17 protein-coding genes are annotated in these 20,323 nt (G+C 68.7%); 8 read left to right on the forward strand and 9 right to left on the reverse strand.

Annotation, left to right across the window (positions count from 1 at the left end; all coding sequences use genetic code 11):
* Positions 1-35 precede the first annotated feature (35 nt).
* On the reverse strand, positions 36-932 hold the full coding sequence (locus FZ983_RS15680) for a glycosyltransferase (protein WP_149224462.1): 897 nt from the start codon (positions 930-932) through the stop codon (positions 36-38).
* 419 nt (positions 933-1,351) lie between these two features.
* Between FZ983_RS15680 and FZ983_RS15685 the strand changes: the two genes are divergently transcribed.
* A complete protein-coding gene (locus FZ983_RS15685; protein WP_149224463.1) occupies positions 1,352-1,978 on the forward strand; it encodes an ATP-dependent Clp protease proteolytic subunit in 627 nt (208 codons plus the stop codon).
* A gap of 106 nt (positions 1,979-2,084) precedes the next feature.
* Here FZ983_RS15685 and FZ983_RS15690 read toward each other — a convergent pair whose 3' ends face one another.
* Together FZ983_RS15690 and opgC are read right to left on the reverse strand one after the other, a co-directional pair.
* Positions 2,085-2,378 (reverse strand): hypothetical protein, encoded by a 294-nt coding sequence (locus tag FZ983_RS15690; RefSeq protein WP_149224464.1) that lies wholly within the window; start codon positions 2,376-2,378, stop codon positions 2,085-2,087.
* A 63-nt stretch (positions 2,379-2,441) separates the two neighbouring features.
* Positions 2,442-3,620, reverse strand: coding sequence for an OpgC domain-containing protein (gene opgC, locus FZ983_RS15695; protein ID WP_149224465.1), 1,179 nt, complete (start codon positions 3,618-3,620; stop codon positions 2,442-2,444).
* A 369-nt stretch (positions 3,621-3,989) separates the two neighbouring features.
* Between opgC and FZ983_RS15700 the strand changes: the two genes are divergently transcribed.
* On the forward strand, positions 3,990-4,865 hold the full coding sequence (locus tag FZ983_RS15700; protein WP_211102927.1) for a DUF2243 domain-containing protein: 876 nt from the start codon (positions 3,990-3,992) through the stop codon (positions 4,863-4,865).
* Here the strand turns inward: FZ983_RS15700 and FZ983_RS15705 are convergent.
* From FZ983_RS15705 to FZ983_RS15715, 3 genes are all read right to left on the reverse strand, one after another.
* Positions 4,813-5,778 (reverse strand): RNA polymerase factor sigma-32, encoded by a 966-nt coding sequence (locus FZ983_RS15705; protein WP_149224466.1) that lies wholly within the window; start codon positions 5,776-5,778, stop codon positions 4,813-4,815. The two genes, FZ983_RS15700 and FZ983_RS15705, sit on opposite strands and share 53 nt — an antisense overlap.
* A 222-nt stretch (positions 5,779-6,000) precedes the next feature.
* Positions 6,001-9,153 carry a multidrug efflux RND transporter permease subunit gene (locus FZ983_RS15710; RefSeq protein ID WP_149224467.1) on the reverse strand — a complete coding sequence of 1,051 codons (3,153 nt, stop codon included), beginning with the start codon at positions 9,151-9,153 and terminating at the stop codon, positions 6,001-6,003.
* A gap of 4 nt (positions 9,154-9,157) precedes the next feature.
* Entirely contained in the window at positions 9,158-10,429 is a 1,272-nt protein-coding gene (locus tag FZ983_RS15715) for an efflux RND transporter periplasmic adaptor subunit (protein WP_149224468.1), read from the reverse strand.
* Positions 10,430-10,626: 197 nt separating this feature from the next.
* Between FZ983_RS15715 and FZ983_RS15720 the strand changes: the two genes are divergently transcribed.
* The 3 genes from FZ983_RS15720 (at position 10,627) to FZ983_RS15730 (ending at position 13,459) form a co-directional block, all read left to right on the forward strand.
* A complete protein-coding gene (locus FZ983_RS15720) occupies positions 10,627-11,481 on the forward strand; it encodes a cytochrome c oxidase assembly protein (RefSeq protein ID WP_149224469.1) in 855 nt (284 codons plus the stop codon).
* A 4-nt stretch (positions 11,482-11,485) separates the two neighbouring features.
* Complete coding sequence (locus FZ983_RS15725; protein WP_149224470.1) at positions 11,486-12,652, forward strand: c-type cytochrome; 1,167 nt, start codon at positions 11,486-11,488, stop codon at positions 12,650-12,652.
* Between the two features lie 141 nt (positions 12,653-12,793).
* Entirely contained in the window at positions 12,794-13,459 is a 666-nt protein-coding gene (locus FZ983_RS15730; protein ID WP_149224471.1) for a peptidoglycan-binding domain-containing protein, read from the forward strand.
* Between the two features lie 105 nt (positions 13,460-13,564).
* Here the strand turns inward: FZ983_RS15730 and FZ983_RS15735 are convergent, their stop codons facing one another.
* The 3 genes from FZ983_RS15735 to coxB are packed head-to-tail and all read right to left on the reverse strand — an operon-like array spanning position 13,565 to position 17,496.
* Positions 13,565-13,927, reverse strand: a complete 363-nt coding sequence (locus FZ983_RS15735; protein ID WP_149224472.1) for a hypothetical protein — start codon at positions 13,925-13,927, stop codon at positions 13,565-13,567.
* Between the two features lie 12 nt (positions 13,928-13,939).
* Complete coding sequence (gene ctaD / locus FZ983_RS15740; RefSeq protein ID WP_149224473.1) at positions 13,940-16,495, reverse strand: cytochrome c oxidase subunit I; 2,556 nt, start codon at positions 16,493-16,495, stop codon at positions 13,940-13,942.
* Positions 16,492-17,496, reverse strand: a complete 1,005-nt coding sequence (gene coxB, locus FZ983_RS15745; RefSeq protein WP_149224474.1) for a cytochrome c oxidase subunit II — start codon at positions 17,494-17,496, stop codon at positions 16,492-16,494. Before coxB ends, ctaD begins: the two co-directional genes overlap by 4 nt.
* Positions 17,497-17,708: 212 nt before the next feature.
* Between coxB and FZ983_RS15750 the strand changes: the two genes are divergently transcribed.
* The 3 genes from FZ983_RS15750 to FZ983_RS15760 all read left to right on the forward strand — a co-directional run bounded on the left by FZ983_RS15750 (position 17,709) and on the right by FZ983_RS15760 (position 20,262).
* Positions 17,709-18,575, forward strand: coding sequence for a TIGR02587 family membrane protein (locus FZ983_RS15750; protein ID WP_149224475.1), 867 nt, complete (start codon positions 17,709-17,711; stop codon positions 18,573-18,575).
* 18 nt (positions 18,576-18,593) lie between these two features.
* Entirely contained in the window at positions 18,594-19,085 is a 492-nt protein-coding gene (locus tag FZ983_RS15755; protein ID WP_247883778.1) for a TIGR02588 family protein, read from the forward strand.
* Positions 19,086-19,227: 142 nt separating this feature from the next.
* Positions 19,228-20,262: a LysR family transcriptional regulator gene (locus FZ983_RS15760; RefSeq protein ID WP_149224476.1), complete on the forward strand. Its 1,035-nt coding sequence runs from the start codon at positions 19,228-19,230 to the stop codon at positions 20,260-20,262.
* The last annotated feature ends 61 nt before the right edge of the window (positions 20,263-20,323 follow it).

A 20,323-nucleotide genomic window follows, 5' to 3' on the forward strand; every position in this document is an offset into this window, starting at 1 on the left:
ACAATGGTAAAGCAATGCCAGCGGGAGCTTGGCGGTTAAGAGCTTACCCCCTCCCCCAGCGCCAGGAACTCCTGGAAATTGGCGCAGCGCCCGGCCCGGAAGGCGGCCTCGTATGCGGCGTTGCGGGCACGCTTGGCGGCGATGGCTTGCGTGAACCGGCGACGCAGCGACTCGTCCCTGATACCCAATCCATCGCCGGCCAGCCGGTCCAGCACATGGCGGTAGCAGCGCTCCGCCCGCTCCCCGCTGTCGGCGGAGAAGGTGATGGAGCCGGCGCGCTGGCGGTATTCGTAGAAAGGCGTCGCCACCAGCGGCACCGGGCCGGCGGCGTCGAGCACCCGGACATTGAACACCACGTCGTCGCAGAAATTCACATCCTCGTCCCAACCCGGCACCAGATCGCGCCGCACCATCGGGAACATCGGCACCGAGGTCGCCAGGAACCCTTCGCCGTCCAGCCGTAGCGGTGCCTGCCCCTCCCGATACAGGCGCAGCAGCGGCGAATCGTCCTCGTCGCGCACCACGGCGACATTGTCGAAGGCCGCGCCGTGGGCCAGTGCCAGCGGCGCCAGGGCGGAGAGGCGTCCGGGGAGGAACCGGTCGTCGGCGTCCAGCGGCGCCACCAGACCCAGCCGCGCCGCCGCCAGCCCGGCGTTGCGCGCGGCGGGGGCGCCGGCACCCACCCGTCCGGTGCCGGTGAAGACCAGCCGCGGATCGTCGATACCGGCGGCCTGCAGGGTCGGGCGGTAGTCGGTGCCGTCGTCGCTGACGATCACCGCCTCCCATGCCGTCCAATTCTGGTCCAGCAGGCTTTGCACCGCCCGGACGATGGTGTCGTGGGCGCGGTGGGCGGCGATGATCACCGAAACGCCCGTCACTGTATCGTCGGGCGTCTCGCCGGGCACGCCGTGCCCCGTTCCAATCCCGTGCATTCCGCCGCCCCCACGCCTACTCGGGCGAGCAGTTTGGCTGCGGGCGGCGAACTGCGTCAATGGGGCAGAGCCGTGCCGTTCCCTTGCCCCGACCGGGATTTCGAACCGCCTCTTACCTGCCCCACTGCCACGTGGTAGGAATGGGCGTCGTGCCTGCGACTTTGGAGGACACCCTCGTGTTCGGCGAGTTGAACAGTGGAACAGGGCCGGAAAACCGTTGCACGGCGTTTCAAACGTTCCATCCGGCCGCGGCTCCGCCCATCGATTTTGCCCCGCCGGACGTTGAACATGAAGCCCGGACGGGCTATGTGGTGAAGCAGGCAAGGCGCATGCGGCAGCGGGACAGCAGTCGGGGCACCCCTCCGGCAGCGCATCCCGGTCCCGATACCCCGCTTCCGATACCAGGGAGAAGAACATCAATGGCGCAGGTCGGATACACCCGGTTCGACGACGAACCCGAAAAGGAACCGGACGAGAAGTCGAAGGAAAGCGCCCAGCCGCAGTTCGCCGCCGTGCAGCAGAGCCTGTTCAAGGCGCGCACGGTCCTGATCTTCGGTCAGATCGACATGAAGCTGGCGCAGGTCGTCTCGGCCCAGCTGCTGGCGCTCGCCCATGAGAGCGACGACGACATCACCGTCGTGGTCAACTCGCCGGGCGGCCACGTCGAGGCGGGCGACACCATCCACGACATGATCCGCTTCATCAAGCCGCGGGTGAAGATGCTGGGCACGGGCTGGGTCGCCAGCGCCGGCTGCCACATCTATCTGGCGGCGAAGAAGGAAGACCGGTTCTGCCTGCCGAACACCCGTTTCCTGATCCACCAGCCGCTGGGCGGAACGGGCGGCCGGGCGACGGACATCGCCATCGAGGCGAAGGAAATCATCCGGATGCGCGAGCGTCTGAACAAGATCATCGCGCGCGAAACCGGGCAGCCTTTCGAAAAGGTCGCCAAGGACACGGATCGGAACTACTGGATGCAAGCCGACGAGGCCAAGGAATACGGCATCGTCAGCCACGTCATCGAAACGATGGACGAGCTGAAGTAACCGTTCGTTCCGACGGACATTGAAAAGGGGCTTTCCTCCGGCTGGAGGAAAGCCCCTTTTCTTTTATCGGTGTGTTAAGCGGCGATAACTTTGGAAAAGCCGGCCTTCAGACCGAAACGTCCAGCAGCGATCCGCGCTTGCGGTACCCTTGCCCGTTCACCTGGGCGGTCAGCGCGTTGGCGACGGTGTCCACCGACTGGCTGCCCTGGGTGGCGGTGCGCGTCTCGCGCGTCTGGTCGGCCTTGCCGGCCGCCTGGGGAGCGGCAATGGTCTGGGTACGGACCGGCGGAGCCGTCTGCTGTGCCGCCTGCACCGCCGGAGACATCGCGATCTGCACCGCGGGCGTCTGCGGGTTGGGCTTCAGCGTCTGGAAAGACGGTATGGCCGGGTTAAGTTGCATATAAGAAATATGCGCTCACCCGGCGCAGGATTCAAGAAGCCCAGCCGTAGCTTTCCCCCGGCCTCAGGGCGTTTCGGGAACCGCCGCTGCGGACGGCGATGCCGGAACCGCAGTGGCCTTGGCCGGCAGCCGCCGGGTCCGCCGGCGCTCCAGCACCACCGCCAGCACAAGCAGCAGGGCGATGCCGCCCAGATTGACCGCCAGCACCATCGCCGCCCCCTTCCCCGCCATCAGCAGCGCGGTTCCGGTGATCGACAGCACCACGCCGACGCAGAAGACCGGCAGCGAATGCCGTCCGCAGGCGGTCAGCAGCCGCGCAGGTGCCGAGCGCAGCCATCCCGCATCCCTCGGCACCAGCAGCGCCGCCGCGCAGGCGAGCGCCAGGAAATGCAGAAGGCGCATCGGACCCAGCGTGTCCTTGTCCGCCCAGGGGATCGTCTGCTCCGGTAACCAGCCATGCAGCCCTGCCGGAACCAGCGCCCGGCCGATGTCGGAGGCCGCCCCCTTCCACAGAGCCATGCCCACCACCACCGCCAGCGCCGCCGCCAGCAGCCAGGGGGAGCGCGGGAGTGTGACCCGGCCGCTGCGCACCACCAGCGCCAGGCTGGTGCCGAGGAAGAACACGCACTGCCAGGCCAGCGGGCTGAAGTTCCAGCTTCCCTCCCACAGGTTGGGCGGCATCAGGCCGGGCGCCGCCTGGGCGAGCAGATAGAGCGCCACCGACCCCGCCACCGCCGCCATGCCGAAGCGGGCGTAGGACCACAGGAACAGCGGCGCCGCCGCCACCAGAAGGATGTAGAGCGCCAGGATGTCGAGCGCGAAGGGCAGGTACATCAGCACCAGATGCCACGCCATCGCCACGACCGGGCTGTCGAACAGCGGCGCGAAGCTCTCAAGCCGGTTCGACGCCTCCATCGGCAGATCGCCGACATAGACCGCCAGCGCCACCACCAGCGCGCTGACCAGCATGGTGGCGATGTTGGCCGCCCACAGCTGGCGGCAGCGGCCGAGCGCCTTGCGCTGGCAGGCCGCGAACCCGCGCTCCGCCAGGACCGGGCCATAGGCCAGCGCGATGGCGTAGCCGGAGATGAAGACGAAGATCTCCGCCGAATCGGACGGACCGAAACGGCCGGGCGTCACCTTGGCCAGCGGATTTCCGCCCACATGGTTGATGAAGATGATCAGAAGGGCCACGCCCTTGAACAGATCGAGCCGGACGTCGCGAGCCTGACGTTGCTGCATGCGGCTGTGCCTCTCCTGCTGTCGCGGGGCTTCCTGCCGGGGAATTGGCCGGGCAGGACTGGCCACTCACCACCTTCGGCAAGGGCGCACGAATCGCGGCGACGCAGGACCACTGCCGGTCCGGCATCGCCACGGGGGACTTAGCCCACCATGGCCATTTTCACCGGCCGGGTGTCCAACGCGATGGGGGGATCATTCCATCGCTGCGCGGGAGAGGAAAAGCGTTACGCCCATCTTGCGGCGGCTGTGGAGGCCAACCCGGAATCGGGCGAACCCGAAAGGTCAGGAACCTGCCATTGGCGGCCTTGTTTGGGATGTGGGGCCAAATCCAAGCAGAAGCCACCAAACAATAGCCGGGAACATCAGTCCATGACCGCCGACCCGAACGATCCGCTGCCGCACCCCATGCCGATGTCGGATGTCAGGCGCGGCCCCGGCCGGACCCTGCTGCTGGGCGGGTTCAGCCTGGGTTTCGCACTGGGCGGCTTCTTCGACGGGATCCTGCTGCACCAGATCCTGCAATGGCACCATCTGCTCTCCGGCATCGCCGATCCGGCCTTCGCCGACATCGGGGTTCAGATCCTGGCGGATGGGCTGTTCCATGCGCTGATGTACGTGATCGCCGCGGTGGGGCTGTGGCTGCTGTGGCACGGGCGTCGCGGCGTGGCCGAGGTGGGCGGGCGCCGGCTGATGGGCTGGGCGCTGGTCGGCTTCGGGGTCTGGCACATGCTGGACGGGTTGATGTCGCACTGGCTGCTGGGTCTTCACCGCATCCGCATGGACGTGGACAACAAGCTGTTCTGGGACCTGCTGTGGTTCTTCGCCTTCGGCGTCGCCGCGGTAGCCGCAGGCTGGTGGCTGACCCGGTCCGGCACCGGACATACCGGCGACCGCGGCATGCGGCGCGCCGCCGCACCGCTCCTGCTGGCGCTGACGGCCGGAGTCGCCGGGGCGGTCGCCACCCTGCCGCCGCCGGGGGGCACCGCCACGCTGGTGCTGTTCCGTCAAGGCACCGCACCGGCCGAGGCGCTCAGGGCTCTGGCCGCCGTGGATGGCCGCACGGTGTGGAGCGACCCCAGCGGGCGGCTCTGGGCCATCGACCTGCCGGAGGGTGGCAGCGCGCTCGGCCTCTACCGCCAAGGCGCGCTGCTGGTCAGCAACGGGGTGGTTCCCGCCGGATGCCTGGACTGGTTCAGGCCGGCATACCGTCCGTCCGCCGACACGGCTGTGTCGGCCGCGCTTTGACCGGCCTCCGGGGGGCTGGCGGGTCGGCAGGCCGCTGCGTCGCCTGGGCCGCCCGTCCGGCCAGCACCGCCTTGCGGACGGTCTGCATCGCCGCCGCCTCGATCTGGCCGATGCGCTGGCGCGACAGGTTGAACCGCCGGCTGAGTTCGTCGGCGGTCACCGGTTCGTCCAGCAGACGGCGGGCGATCAGGATCTGACGGTCGCGCTCGGTCAGCTTCTCCAGCCCCAGTGCGATCAGACGCTTGTGCTGGATGCGCTCTTCGGTCTCCGCAAGCGCGGTTTCCTGGTCGGCCCGTTCGTCGGCCAGCAGGTCCTGCCACTCCATCTCGCCCTCCTCGCCCACCGTGGCGTTCAGCGAGCGGTCGGTGGCGAGGCGGCGGTTCATCTCCACCACGTCGCGTTCCGGCATGTCGAGTTCGGTGGCGATGGCAGCCGCCGCCTCGGGCGACAGGTCGCCGCTGTGCAACTCCTTCAGCTTGGCCTTCAGGTGGCGCAGGCTGAAGAACAGGGTGCGGTGCGCGGTGGTGGAGCCGATCTTCACCAGCGACCAGTTCTGCAGGACATGGTCCTGGATCGCCGCGCGGATCCACCAGTGGGCATAGGTGGAGAAGCGGAAGCCCTTGTCGGGATCGAACTTCCGCGCGGCGCGCATCAGCCCGATGTTGCCCTCCGCCACCAGATCGGCCAGCGGCAGCCCATAGCGCCGGAATCGCTTGGCGACGCCGACGACCAGACGCAGGTGTCCGCCGATCAGCCGGTCCAGCGCCTCGGCATCGTCATGGTCGCGCCAGCGGCGAGCAAACTCCCGCTCCTCCTCGGCAGTGAGGACCTCGTAGCGGCGCATGTCTTTGAGGAAGAGGGTCAGCGGTTCGGCCGACCGGGTTTCGGGTTGCGGTTGGTTCCTGTTCGGCATGGAAAACTCCCTGCCCCGACCTCCCGTCGCTCTGCAAGGCCGCCGCCCTCCCTTCCGGTCAGCCGCAGACCGGGCAAGGTACGGGTCGGTCGGCGTCTGGCCCGGAGCCGGCCGCCATCGCGCCAATGCGCGGGAAGCGTCGCACGAAGGACGCCAATTTCAAGGATGTCGGGGACCACGCTGATGTGGGATCTTATGCATGCTAATCAAGGTCCCAGCGGGTCAATCGTCGCCCATGCTCCCCTCCGTCGCCGGGCGCACGCGCGCCTCGGCCGGGCGGCGGCGCAGCCGTTCGGTCAGGCGCTGGAAGGCGACGAACAGCACCGGCACGAAGATGATGCCGATCACAGTCGCCGCCACCATGCCGCCGAACACGGTGGTGCCGATCGACCGCCGGCTGGCCGCCCCGGCGCCGGTGGCGACCAGCAGCGGGACCGTGCCCAGGATGAAGGCCAGCGCCGTCATCAGCACGGCGCGGAAGCGCTGGCGGGCGCCGGCCACCGCGGCGTCGACGATGGACCGGCCGTCGGCCCGCTGCTCGCGCGCGAACTCCACGATCAGGATGGCGTTCTTCGCCGCCAGACCGACCAGCAGAACCAGCCCGATCTGCGCATAGATGTCGTTCGGGAGCCCGGCAACCCACAGCCCGACGCCGGCCCCCAGCACGGCGACCGCCACCGACAGCAGCACCGCCAGCGGCACCAGCCAGTCCTCATACTGCGCCACCAGGAACAGGTAACCGAACAGCAGGGCGAGGCCGAACACCATCAGGCCCTGGTTGCCGACCTGGCTCTCCTGATAGGACAGGCCGGTCCATTCGGTGGCGTAGCCCTGCGGCAGCGTGTTCTGCGCCACCGCCTGCATCCCGGTCAGCGCCTGTCCGGTGCTGATCCCTGCCGCCGGCTGGCCGTTGACCGAGGCGGACATGAACTGGTTGTAGCGGGTAATGCTGTCGGGGGCGAGGGTAGTACGGACGGAGACGAGGCTGCGCAGCGGCACCATGTCGCCGGTCTGGCTGCGGACATAGAGCTGGTCGATCTCCTTCACCTGATCGCGATAGCCGGCGGCGTCCTGCACCTTCACCTGGAAAACACGGCCGTACAGGTTGAAATCATTGACGTAGCTGGCTCCCAGATGAGCCTGCAGTGTTGTGAAGACGTCGGCCGGCGAGACCCCCAGCAGCGAGGCGCGGGTGCGGTCCACATCCAGATACAGATGCGGTACCTCCGCGCTGTAGGTGCTGAACACCGCCTGCAGGTTCGAATCCTGGTTGGCGGCGACCAGCAGGCCGCGCAGAACCGCACCCAATTCCTGCGGAGTCTGGCCGCCGGTGGCGAGCACGCGCAGATCGAAGCCGCCGGTGGCGCCCAACCCCGGAATGGAGGGCGGGTTGAAGGCGGTCACCGTCGCCTGCGGCATTGCGTTGAATCGCGGGCGCAAACTGCCGAGAATGGCGTCGACGGTCTGGTCGCTCCCCCGCTCCGCCCAGGGCTTCAGGGAGACGATGACGAGGCCGACATTGGAGCCCTGGCCGCTGAGGATGCTGAAGCCGGAAATGGCGATGACGTCGGCGACGCCCGGCTCCTGCTTGATGGTTTCGCTGACGCGGTCCATCGCCGTCTGTGTGCGGGTGACCGACGCGGCGCTGGGAAGCTGGACGTTGACGAAGAAATAGCCCTGGTCCTCCGCCGGCAGGAATGCGGTGGGCAAGGCCCGCAGCAGGGCGAAGGCGCCGGCGGTGATCGCCACGAACAGCACGAGCCCGACGATCAGCCGCCGTCCCAGCCCATGGACCAGCCGGCCATAGCCGTCGCGCACCCGGTCCAGCCCGCGATTGAAGGCCGCCAGCGGACGCCAGGGCGCCGTCGGCGGACGCAGCAGCAGGCCGCACAGCGCCGGGCTGAGCGTGAGCGAATTGATGCCGGAGATGATGAAGGACACCGCGATGGTGACGGCGAACTGGCGGTAGAGCTGCCCTGTGATGCCCGGCAGGAAGGCCACCGGCACGAACACCGCCGCCAGCACCAGGGTGGAGGCGACGATGGCGCCGCTGACCTGCCCCATCGCCCTGCCCGCCGCCTCCCTTGCGGAAAGCTCGGGATGCTCCTCCATCACGCGGCGGACATTCTCCACCACCACGATGGCATCGTCGACGACCAAACCGATGGCAAGGATCAGCGCAAACAGCGTGATGGTGTTGGCGCTGTAGCCCAGGACCAGCAGCACGGCGAAGACGCCGATGATCGATACCGGGATCGCCAGCGTCGGAATCAGCGTCGCCCGCCAATCCTGCAGGAAGACGTAGATGACCACCACCACCAGCAGGAAGGTGATGCCCAGCGTCAGCACGATCTCTTCGATGGTCGCGGTAACGAAGTTGGTGGTGTTGAAGACGACCGCGTATTCCAGCCCCTCGGGGAAACGCTGCGACAGGCGCTGCAATTCCGCCTGCACCGAGTTGGCGACGTCCAGCGCGTTGGCTCCAGGCGACTGGTAGACGACCAGCGTCGCCGCGGGCGCGCCGTTCAGCTTGGACGAGGAGGTGTAGGACTGCGCCCCCAGCTCCACCCGCGCCACGTCGCTGAGGCGGACGATGCCGCCATTCTCGTTGCTGCGGATGATGATGTTGGCGAATTCCTGCGGATCGTTCAGCCGGCCGCGGGCGATGATGGTCAGCTGTTGCTGCTGGTCGCCGCCGATGGGCGGGGCGCCGATCTGGCCGGCAGGCGCCTGGACATTCTGATTCTGGATGGCGCCGATCACGTCCGAAGCGGTGATGCCAAGCGCCGTCATGCGGTCCGGGTTCATCCAGATGCGCATGCTGTAGTCCAAGGCACCCAGCACCTGCGCGTCGCCGACGCCGGGAACGCGGGCGATGGAATCGCGCAGGTTCAGGCTGGCATAGTTGGAGATGAAGATAGGATCGAATTTCCCGCCGGGCGCATAGACGTTCACCGCCATCAGCATGTTGGACGACTGCCGGCGCACGGTGACGCCCTGCCGCGTCACTTCTGATGGCAAGCTCGCAGTGGCGAGCGACATGCGGTTCTGCACGTTCACCGCGGCGATGTCCGGATCGGTGCCGGGGGCGAAGGTGATGGTCAGCGAATAGCTGCCGGTGTCGGTGCTGGTGGAGGACATGTAGAGCATGCCTTCCACGCCGTTCACCTGCGATTCGATGGGGGCGGCGACGCTGTCGGCCACCACCTGGGCATTGGCGCCGGGATATGTCGCGGACACCTGGACGGTGGGCGGGGTGATCGACGGATATTGCGCGACCGGGATGGCGGTCAGCGCCAGGAAGCCGGCGATCAGGGTGACGACCGCTATGACGATCGCCAGATTCGGACGGCGGATGAAGAGCGCGGAGAACATCGCCTCACTCCTTCACCGCACCGGAGCCGGCACCGTTCGCCGGAGCGGTCCCGCTGCTGCCGGCGGCACCCGCAGGGTCGGTTCCGCTTGGAGCGACCCCCGCCTGCGTGCCTTCGGCCATCGGCTCCGCCGGGGTGGGCTGCACGACCATGCCCGGACGCACCTTCTGCGCGCCGCCGACCACCACGGTCTCGCCGGCGGTCAGGCCCTTTTCCACCACCAGCGACTGGTCGACCTGCGCTCCGGTCTCCACCGGGCGCCGCTGCACCCTGTTCTGGTCGTCGAGCACCAGGACGTAGCTGCCCTGCTGGTCCTGCTGGATGGAGGCGACGGGCACCACCGGGCGCTGCTCCGGCTGGTCGCGGCGGAGTTGCACGGTCACATACTGGCCCGGCAGGAGAAGGCGCTGTGGGTTGGCGAAGGTGGCGCGGATGCTGACGGTGCCGGTCTGCGGATCGACGCGGTTGTTGGCGAACTCGACCTGGCCCTGTTCGGCGTACTCGCTGCCGTCGGGCAGGATCAGCGTGGGCACGTATTTCTCCGCCGCGGCCTGGGTCGGCCGGCGCACGTCGAACCGGCGCTGGAAGGCCAGCATGTCGCGGTCGGCGACCGAGAAGACGACGCGGATGGGGTCGAGCTGCACCACCGTCGCCAGCACGCCGGTGGACGGGTTGACGAGGTTGCCCTGGGTCACCACCGTGGCGCCGATGCGGCCATCCACCGGGCTGGAGACGCGGGTGTAGCCGAGATTGATCTCCGCCGTGCGGACCTGCGCCTGGTTCATCATCACGTCCGCCTGGGCCGCGTCGCGGTCGGCCAGCGCCTGATCCAGCTGCGCCTGCGAGACGTTGCCGCGCTGCCGCAGCTCGTCGGCGCGGCTGTAGGCGCGCTCCGCCTCGCGCAGCTTGGCCTCTGCACTGGCGAGCTGCGCCTTGGCACTGTCGAGCGCCGCCTGATAGGGCGCCGGCTCGATCACATAGAGCAGGTCGCCCTCATGGACGTCCTGCCCCTCCTGGAAGGCGACCTGCTCCACGGTGCCCTCGATCCGCGGCCTCGCGTCGAAGGAGCGGATCGCCTCGATCCGGCCGATGAACTCCGTCGCCGGGGCCACGTTGCGGTTCTGCACCGGCACGGTTGTCACCGCCGGCGGCGGCGCATTCTGGCCGGCGCCCGGCTGTCCCTGCCCATTCGCGGGTCCGGCGGCGAGCAGCCCCGCCAGCATCGCCGCGCAGAGGGCGGGAAGGGCACGGGCGCGGCAGGGATGGGCGGCGGGCATCACGGACTCCGGGAAAATTTCCGACTGGCCCATGACCGGTTGGATGTCCGATCGGCCATGCGCGAACAACATCCCAGCGGGCATTCTGCTCCCTGCGCTCGATGCCTTTCGGGCTGAAACGCCGCTCTATCGGGAACATCCCGCCACCCCGGTCATTGGACAGGGCGGAGAGATCCCGGATTCCGCGAGGCCACGCCATGCCGACAGACGCCCTACCCTTCGTTCCCTACTGCGGCACCCCGCCGGTGCCGGGGGGCTTGTCGACGGCCTGGAACACCGATCCATGGCTGTTGGCCGTCTTCGTCCTGGCGGCGGCCGGGCTGGCGACGGTAACGCGCCGGACGCGGACTGCGGACGGCGCATCCGGGCACCGGCCCTGGTGCCTCGCCGCCGGCTGGCTGGTCCTGGGCATCGCCTTCGTCTCTCCCCTGTGCAACCTGACCTCCGCCCTGTTCTCCGCCCGCGTCGCCCAGCATCTGCTGACCGTGCAGGTCGCGGCCCCGCTGTTCGTGCTCGGCTGGCCGGCCGGGGCGGTACGCTGGCCGGGTTGGCTTCGGACCGCGGTCAGTCCGCTGGAGCGGCCTGAGCTGGCCTGGGGCCTGTTCGGCATCACGCTGTGGGTCTGGCACCTGCCGGGTCCCTACATGGCGGCTCTGGCGAACGATGCCGTGCTGTGGCTGATGCACGGCACGCTGTTCGCCGGAGCGGTGGCGGCGTGGCGGAGCGTGCTGGCGCCCGCCGGGAACGCCATGCGCCTGCGTGGGCTGCTGGCGGCCTTCGGGACCTCGGTTCATCTGGCGATGCTGGCGGGCCTGCTGATTTTCGCCGGGACGCCGCTGTTCCCCTACCACCTGACCACCACCGCCGCCTGGGGCCTGTCGCCGCTGGCCGACCAGCAGCTCGGCGGGCTGATCATGGGGGTGGTCGGGTCGTTGGCCTATGTGGCGCTGGTGCTGGCCGGTGCGGCGCGCTGGCTGAGGCAGAGCGCTGACGATCGGATTTGGGACGATCGCATCAAGGACGGCCGGTTCTCCGGCGGAAAGGCCGGGTGAGGGCATGCGGCGCACCCTGACGACCCTCGCCCTGGCGGCGGTGGCGGCCGGCATCGGCGGCCTGCTGTTCGCGTGGTCCGGCCTGTACAGCGTCGCGGCGACCAAGGAGCACTGGACGCCCGTCGAGATGTTCTTCGAGATGGCCATGCGCAGCTCCGTCGAGACGCATGCCGCCTTCGTCGAGGATCCGCCCGACCTGAACGACCCGGCGCTGATCCGCCGCGGCGCCGGCCATTACGAGGACGGCTGCGCGCCTTGCCACGGCGCGCCCGACGCAACGCGCAACCCGATCTCCCGCCACATGATGCCGGAGCCGCCCTATCTGCCAAGCCAGTTGGCGGACTGGAAGCCGCAGGAGCTGTACTGGATCACGCTGAACGGCATCAAGTACGCCGGCATGCCGGCCTGGCCGGCGCAGCAGCGCAAGGACGAACCCTGGGCGGTTACCGCCTTTCTCCTGCGGCTAAAAGGGATGAGCGCGGAAGAATACCGCAGCCTCGCTTTCGGCGGGACCCAGCCGGACGGGCGGACCCATGTGGCCGATCTGACAGGCCCCGTCAGCGGCCCGGAAACCGGCCGGCTGGGCGAGACGCTGCAGGACTGCGCCCGCTGCCACGGCCGGGACGGCAACGGCGGGGCCGACGGAGCCTTCCCGCGGCTCGCCGGGCAGTCGGCGGACTACCTGTTCGAGACGCTGCGCGCGTATGCCCAGGGCAATCGGTTCAGCGGCATCATGCAGCCCGTCGCCGCCGGTCTGGACGAGGAGGCCATCCGTGGGCTGGCCGACCATTACGCCGCGCAAAAGCCTGCAATACCAACGCCTGCAGCCGGAGAACCCGATCCGAAACTGCTGGAGCTCGGCCGGCGGATCGCGGACTCCGGCGATCCGGGACGCGGCGTCGCCGCCTGCTCCGGCTGTCACGAAGGGGCGGGCGACAGCCGCCATGCGCGCGATCCGCGCTATCCCACCCTGGACGGCCTGCATGCCTCCTACATCGCCGGGCAGCTGCGGCTGTGGCGCGACGAAGCGCGCGGCAACACGGCGCTTTCCCGCATCATGGAGGCCGCGGTCCGCCGACTGACCGATGAGCAGATCGATGCAGTCGCCGAGTATTACTCCCGCCGCGCTCACGGTGACGCCATGGTGAAGGGCGATGACGGAAAATCCTGAGACGACGTCAGGGAACAAGAAGGCCCGCTGTTGATTGTTCATCACATGACCCAGCTGTCGCTTGCCGTGCGGCAGGACAGTTCAGGCCGCACCGGGCGGCGGGTCGCCAACATCGAAGCGTAATCGAGAAGGATGGCAACCATGCGTGGGATTTCGAAGATCGTTATGACCGCTACGGCAGCCGGCGCCCTGTTCGCGCTCAGCGCCTGCGGCAGCACGGAGACCTCGCGGACGGCGACCGGCGCGGGCAGCGGTGCCGTGGCCGGTGCCGTCGTCGGTGGCCCGGTCGGTGCGGTGGTCGGTGGCGTCGGCGGCGCCGTCGCCGGCAACAGCATGGACGAAAGCCTGAGCAAGAAGACCGACCGCGTGACCGACCGCGCGACCAAGGAGGTCCGGGAAGAGACGTCGGGCAGCGGCTCCGACCGTACGTCGACCCGCCGCTCCGGCAGCATGTCCTCCAGCAACCTCAGCAGCGAGCAGGTGCGCGAGATCCAGCAGGCACTGAACGACCGCACCGACGGCCGCGACGTCGCCGTGGACGGCGTCTGGGGCGCCAACACCCGCCGCGCCCTGATGCAGTTCCAGCGCGAGAACGGCCTGCGCGCCACCGGCCGCGCCGACGAGCAGACCATGGCCGCGCTGAACCTGAGCGGCAGCACCAATAACACCGGCACCGCCGGCGGCACGGGCACGACCGGCAACACGGGCACCGGCACCACGGGGACCACGGGCACCGTGCCGAGCGACACCCCGCGGAACCAGAGCACCCCGCAGGGCTCCATGGGCCAGACCGGCACCCAGCAGTAATCCGGCTCTCCGGAAACCGCATCGCCGGTTTCAAGGCGTCCGCGGCGGCCCCCTCGGCCGCCGCAGGTGCCTCGGAACCGGCGATGTCTATTTAACGGGGTGCCGTCACCCGCAGGCCGGCACCAGCAGGGCTGGAAGACCGACCCACAGGATGGCGACCAGTGCCGAGCCCGCCCCGGCAATCACGAACCAGCGGGCGAAGCGGCGGGGATCGGCGGAGGCGACATGGCCGGCCGGACCGCGCCCCTGCAGCGCCATCGCCAGCAGCACCGCGACCCAGACCATCGCGAGGACCGTCGCGGCGGCGACCAGCGCCGCCGACATCGGATAGCCGAACAGCATCGCCCCCTCCGGCGCCCGCGCGCAGACCGCGCCGTTGATGGCGTAGACCAAGCCGAAATGCCCGGCCCAGATCAGGAAAGGCGCCAGCATGGCGCCGAAGGTGACGGGAAAGCTGCGGCCCGACATGACGCCCCCCTCTCAGATCGCCAGACGTGGGAACAGGTGCAGAAGCAGAAGGGCGATCGTCCCCTGCGCCGCGCTGTACCAACCCATCAGCATGGTGTTGTCGAAGGTTACCCGCCGCTCCGCATGCAGAAGCCCGGCGGCCGAGCGGGCCAGCGTGTAGGCCAGCATCAGCGTCATCACCGCCACGTGGAAGGCCTGCCACGCCACCAGCATGTAGGTGATGGCGCCATAGGCGCTGGCCGCACCGACGAGGCCGGTCCCGATCTGGGCATTGGCGTCCAGCAGGATCCCGCCGACCATCGCCGCCCAGGCAACGATCAGGCCGATGCGCACGCGGCCGTGCCGGTTGCGGTCGACCGCTCTCCGCGCCCAGCCGATGGCTAGCGCCGACAGCCCCCACAGCGCCAGCCCGCCGGCCAGCCAGGGCAGACCCGGCAGCCCGTCTCCACCCGCCGGCCATACATCGGGGCTGACCGTCCACAGGAACAGGTAGGTGAAGATCAGGCAGGCGAAGGCCGTGCCGTCCACCAGCATCAGGACCACCACGCCCCACCAGGAATGGTTCTTCGGCCCCTGGACGTAGACCGGCACGCGCCAGCCGCCGCCGACATCCTGCGGCGGTTGGTCGGCGCCGGCATCGAGGCCCCAAACCCACCAGATCACCATGGCGATGGCCAGCACCGCTGGAACCAGAGAGGGATAATACCACTGCACGGTCAAGCACATGAAATGCACCGCAGTGAACAGCCCGGCCAGGAATGGGCCCCAATGCGGCCCGGGCAACGGCATCAGATATTGCGGCTTGGCCTCGATCGGGCTGGTGACGATGGTCTCGCGCCGGTCGGTCGGGGCGCCGGGCAGGAAATGCGCGCCCTCACGCACCTCGCGCGGCAGGTCCGGCTTGTCCCACAGGGGATAGAGGCCGGTGACGTGCGGGATGCTGCGGGTGCCGTAAAGCTCGTTCGGCAGCCATTCCAGCGTGCCGGCGTTCCATGGATTGTCGGGCGCCTTCCGGCCGCCGCCGAAGGCGCTGCGCGCGATGTCGATCAGCACCAGCAGCACGCCCAGGGCCAGCACGAAGGAACCCACCGTGGAGATCATGTTCAGCAGGTTCCAGCCGAGATCGCCGGGATAGGTATAGACCCGGCGCGGCATGCCCAGCAGGCCGCTGATGTGCATGGGGAAGAAGGCGACGTTGAAGCCGATGAACATCAGCCAGAAGGCCCAGCGTCCCAGCCGCTCCGACAACAGCCGGCCGTTCAGCGTCGGCCACCAATGGTAGAGCCCGGCGAAGACAGGGAACACCATGCCGCCGATCAGCACGTAATGCAGGTGCGCGACGATGAAGTAGCTGTCATGGGCCTGCCAGTCGAACGGCACCACCGCCACCATCACCCCGGTCAGCCCGCCCAGCACGAAGATGAACAGGAAGCCGAACAGGAAATGGGTGGCGACGGTCCATTGCACCCGCCCCGCCCCCAGCGTGGCGATCCAGGCGAACACCTGGATGCCGCTGGGCACCGCCACCGCCATGCTGGCGGCGGAAAAGAAGCTGAGCGACAGCGACGGGATGCCGGTGGCGAACATGTGGTGGACCCACAGCCCGAAGCTGAAGAACCCGGTGCCGACCAACGCCAGCACCACCCAGTCATGCCCGACCAGCGGCCGGCGGGCCAGCGTCGGCACCATCATCGACACCAGCCCGGCCGCCGGCAGGAAGATGATGTAGACCTCCGGATGGCCGAAGAACCAGAACAGATGCTGCCACAGCAGCGGGTCGCCGCCCCGCTCGGCGATGAAGAAGGGCCAGTGGAAGGCGCGCTCGATCTCCAGCAGGGCGGTGGCGACGATGACGGCGGGAAAGGCGAAGATGATCATCCCCGCCATCACCAGCATCGACCAGGCATAGATCGGCAGCTTGTCCAGCGTCATGCCCGGCGGACGGGTGCGCAGGATGCCGATCACGATCTCGATGGCCCCGGCAATGGCCGAGATCTCGATGAAGCCGATGCCGAGCAGCCAGAAATCGGTGTTGATGCCGGGCGAATGCTCGTAGCTGGTCAGCGGCGGATACATGAACCAGCCGCCGTCGGGGGCGGCGTCGAAGATCAGCGAGCAGAAGAAGAAGATGCCGCCGAAGAAATAGGCCCAGAAGGCGAAGGCCGACAGCCGGGGGAAGGGCAGGTCGCGCGCCGCCAGCATGGAAGGCAGCAGGAAGACGCCGATGGCCTCGACGATCGGCACGGCGAACAGGAACATCATCCCGGTGCCGTGGACCGTGAAGAACTGGTTGTAGGTGCCATGGTCGAGCAGGTCGTTTCCGGGCATCGCCAGCTGCAGCCGCATCACCAGCGCCAGCACCCCGGCGATCAGGAAGAACAGCAGCGCCGTACCGATGTACCAGACACCGACCTTGGTGTTGTTCACCGCGGTGACGCGGGCGATCCCCTGCGGCAGACGCCAGAGGCGGAGCAGTTCCTCCTCCTCGCCCGGCGGTCGGGGAATGGGGCTGGGAGTTGGCCGGCCGCCGGGGAACTCGTCGCGGGGCTCGTCGGTACGCAGCGTCATTTCAGGCTCTCCAGCCAGGCGGCCATGGCATGCAGGGTCTCGCCGTCGGTCACGTCGAAGGACGGCATGCGGTTTTCGGGCTTGATGTGCTGGGCGCCGGCGATCCAGGCGGCGATGGTCTCTACCCGCGTCGGCAGCGTCCCGGCGGCGAGCGATGCACGCGCGCCGATGCGGCTCAGGTCCGGCCCGACCAGCCCTGCCGCCTCAGTGCCGCGCACCGCATGGCAGGATTGGCAACCGAGCGCGAAGAAGGCGTCGCGGCCGCGCACCAGTTCCGGCGTCGGCGGTTCCGGCACCGGGCGGCGCTGCGCCGCCATCCAGGCATCGAACTCGTCCGCTGGTAGCACCCGGACGTCGAAGGCCATCAGGGCGTGCTGCGCCCCGCAATATTCGGCGCATTGGCCGCGGTAGAGCCCCGGCCGCTGCGCCACCAGCGGCAGGCGGTTCACGTGGCCGGGGATCATGTCGATCTTGCCGGCGAGGCTGGGCACCCAGAAGCTGTGGATCACGTCGGCGCTGGCGACCCGCAGCTCCACCGGCCGGCCGGCCGGCAGCACGATCTCGTTGGCGGCGCGCAACGGCTCCTGTCCCGGCACATGGTAGCGGACGTCCCACCACCACATCAGCCCGGTGACCTCCACCACGAAGGCGGGCTCCGGCGCCAGCGTCGCCAGTCGGCGGGCCAGGGCGAACTCATGCAGTTGGAGCGCGGTCAGCGTAACGACCGGGAACAGGATGCCGCCGCCGATCACCCAGGCGCGGCGGCCGGGAAACCGCTCCGGCCGGACGAAGGCGGCATAGAGAGCCAGCGCCATCACCACCACAAAGATCACGGCCCCGCCGATGAACAGGATCCAGGTGGTGACCAGGATCTCCTGCGCGCTGACGCCGGCCGCATCCAGCGCCGACTGCCGCCCCTCACACCCGGCAAGCGCCAGAACCGCCGCCGGCAGGGCCAGCCGCAGAGATTTTCCCGCCGTTCGCCGGCCCGGCCAGTCCATGCCACCTCCTCCCGTCAACGGGGGAGGCTCATTGCCCCTCGCCCCATTTCCACACCCCCATTTCCACACCAAGGTCAACACAGCAGAGGCTCGGCGGTTTCCTCGGTACCCTCATCTTCCTTCGGAGAGCCCGGAAACCTGTGCGTGGCCGTAAGCGTTGACCCTGGGAAGCGGGCCGCGACGACCGTGCGGCGGGGTTGGGGAGACGATGCATGACCGCCGATACCGGCCACTCGGATGCCGCTACACCGGAAAGACCCGTCTACGAGGACAACCGGTCCTTCCTGATCGGGTTGGCACGCGCCTTCGCCGGGGCGCTGATCTTCTCGCTTCCGATGCTGATGACGATGGAGATGTGGTGGATCGGCTTCACCATGACGCCCTGGCGGCTGGTGCTGCTGCTGGTCCTGCTGATCCCGCTGCTGATCGGCCTGTCGGTGGTCAGCGGCTTCAAGACCAACGCCAGCCTGCGCGACGACATCGCCGACGCCTTCGTCGCGATCGCGGTGGCGGTGGTGATGTCGGCCGTCATCCTCGGCATCTTCAAGGTCCTGTCCTTCGACATGCCCGCGCGCGAGGTGATCGGCAAGATCGCGCTGCAGAGCTTCCCCGCCGCCATCGGCGCCATGCTGGCCCGCGACCAGCTGGGCGAGAAGACGGCCGAGAGCACGCAGCGCCAGGATTCCATGACCTACGGGCAGGAATTGTTCCTGATGGCGGTCGGCGCGCTCTTCCTCGGCCTCAACGTCGCCCCGACGGAGGAGATGGTCCTGCTGTCCTACGTGATGGATCCGTGGCGGGAGGTTGCGCTTCTGCTGCTGTCGCTCGTGCTGATGCACGCCTTCGTCTACGCGGTGGAACTGCCCGGCGGGTCGAAGCCGCCCGGCGGCGTGGGATTCTGGAGTTTGTTCCTGCGCTTCACCGTCGTCGGCTACGTCATCGTGCTGGCGATCTGCCTCTATCTGCTGTGGACCTTCGGCCGGACCGACGGCACCGGGCTGGCCGAGATCATCAGCGCCACCGTCGTCCTGGGCTTCCCCTGCGCCATCGGCGCAGCAGCCGCCCGCCTGATCCTGTGACCGGAAGAGAGGGCCCCCATGACCCCGCAAGACGCACCGGCCCCCCGGCCCAAGGACTCCGCGACGGAACGGACCCGTTCCCCGCCGCAACCGGCGGACCGGAAGACGGGCAGGAGTGAAACGGAGCGGGCAGCGCCGACCTCCCCCCTGGAGTGGGTTGCGGCAGGCATCGGCGCCCTGCTGATCGCCGCCATGATCGCCTACATGGTGCAGTACGGCCTGCGGGAGCACGGCGAGGTACCCGGCCGGATCGACATCGCCGTGGTGGAAACCCAGGCCAGTGGCCATGGCCATACCGTTCGATTCCAAATCCGCAACCGCACCACCGCCACCGCCGCCACCCTGCGCGTGCGCGGGGAGCTGCGGTCCGGCGACCGCGTGGTCGAAGCGGTGGAGGCCGAGTTCGACTATCTCCCGCCCTACTCCGAACGTTTCGGCGGCCTGATCTTCCAGCAGGACCCAGCCCGCTTCGAGTTGCGCATCGTCCCCACCAGCTACAGCGAACCATAGCGGTGTCTGCCGGACCCATCGGTCCAGCCATGTCCGTCCGAATGATCGACAGCGGCGCGCGTCGTGGTTAAATAGCGCCTCTTCAACCAGCCGCACCGCCCATGCCGGGCACGGTGCCGACGCAGGGCGGGACAGGACGGCCATGGACAAGCTTCACGCGATGCGCGTCTTCGTTCGGGTTGTGGAGGCAAACAGCTTCACCAAGGCGGCCGACACGCTGGGGCTGCCGCGCGCCTCCGTCACCACCACCATCCAGAATCTGGAGGCATCCCTGGGCGTCCGGCTTCTGCAGCGGACGACGCGCAAGCTGAACCTGACGCTGGACGGCGCCGCCTATCTGGAGGGCGCCACCCGCATCCTGCAGGAGTTGGAGGAGGTCGAATCCTCCTTCACCAGCGCGCGCAAGACGCCGCGCGGCCGGCTGCGCGTGGACATGCCGGGCTCCATCGGCCGGCTGGTCATCATCCCGGCGATTCACGAGTTCCACAGCGCCTATCCCGACATCGAACTGATGCTGGGACTCAGCGACCGGCCCATCGACCTGATCCAGGAGGGGGTGGACTGCGTCCTGCGCGTCGGCGAGCTTCAGGATTCCAGCCTGATCGCCCGGCGGGTCGGCGCCTTCCGGTCGGTGACCTGCGCCAGCCCGTCCTACCTTGCCGCCCACGGCACGCCGAAGACGCTGGACGAGCTGCAAAGCCACGTCGCCGTCAAATACTTCACCCGGACCGGCAAGGTCCACGAGCCCAGCTTCGAGCGCGACGGGGTGGAGCGCGAGGTGAAGATGGCCGGCACCGTCTCGGTCAACGACGCCGACGCGTACGTCACCTGCGGGGTGGAAGGGCTGGGGATCATCCAGCCCGCCCGCTTCATGGCCCTGCCCCATCTGAGCAGTGGCGCGCTGGTGGAGATCCTGCCGGATTGGCGCCCGGCCCTGATGCCGATCTCCGCGCTCTACCCGCAGAACCGCCACCTGTCACCCAAGGTGCGGGTCTTCGTCGATTGGGTGGCGGAAATCTTCGAACGCTGCCCGCTGATGCAGGGGGAGGATGTGCCGATCGACGCCTGCCGCGGCGAGGCCCACCGGCCCAAGATGCCGGCGAAGCCCCAGAAGCTGCCGGTCGCCGTCGATTCCGTCGCCATGGACCAGGAGGGCGCCTGCCTCTGCGTCGTGTGAGCCGGCCCCAACCCGTTTTTCTCATGTCACTTCAAACCCCTTTCCCCATGCGTTAAGGTGC

The organism is Azospirillum sp. B21, from assembly GCF_008364825.1.
GTDB lineage: Bacteria > Pseudomonadota > Alphaproteobacteria > Azospirillales > Azospirillaceae > Azospirillum.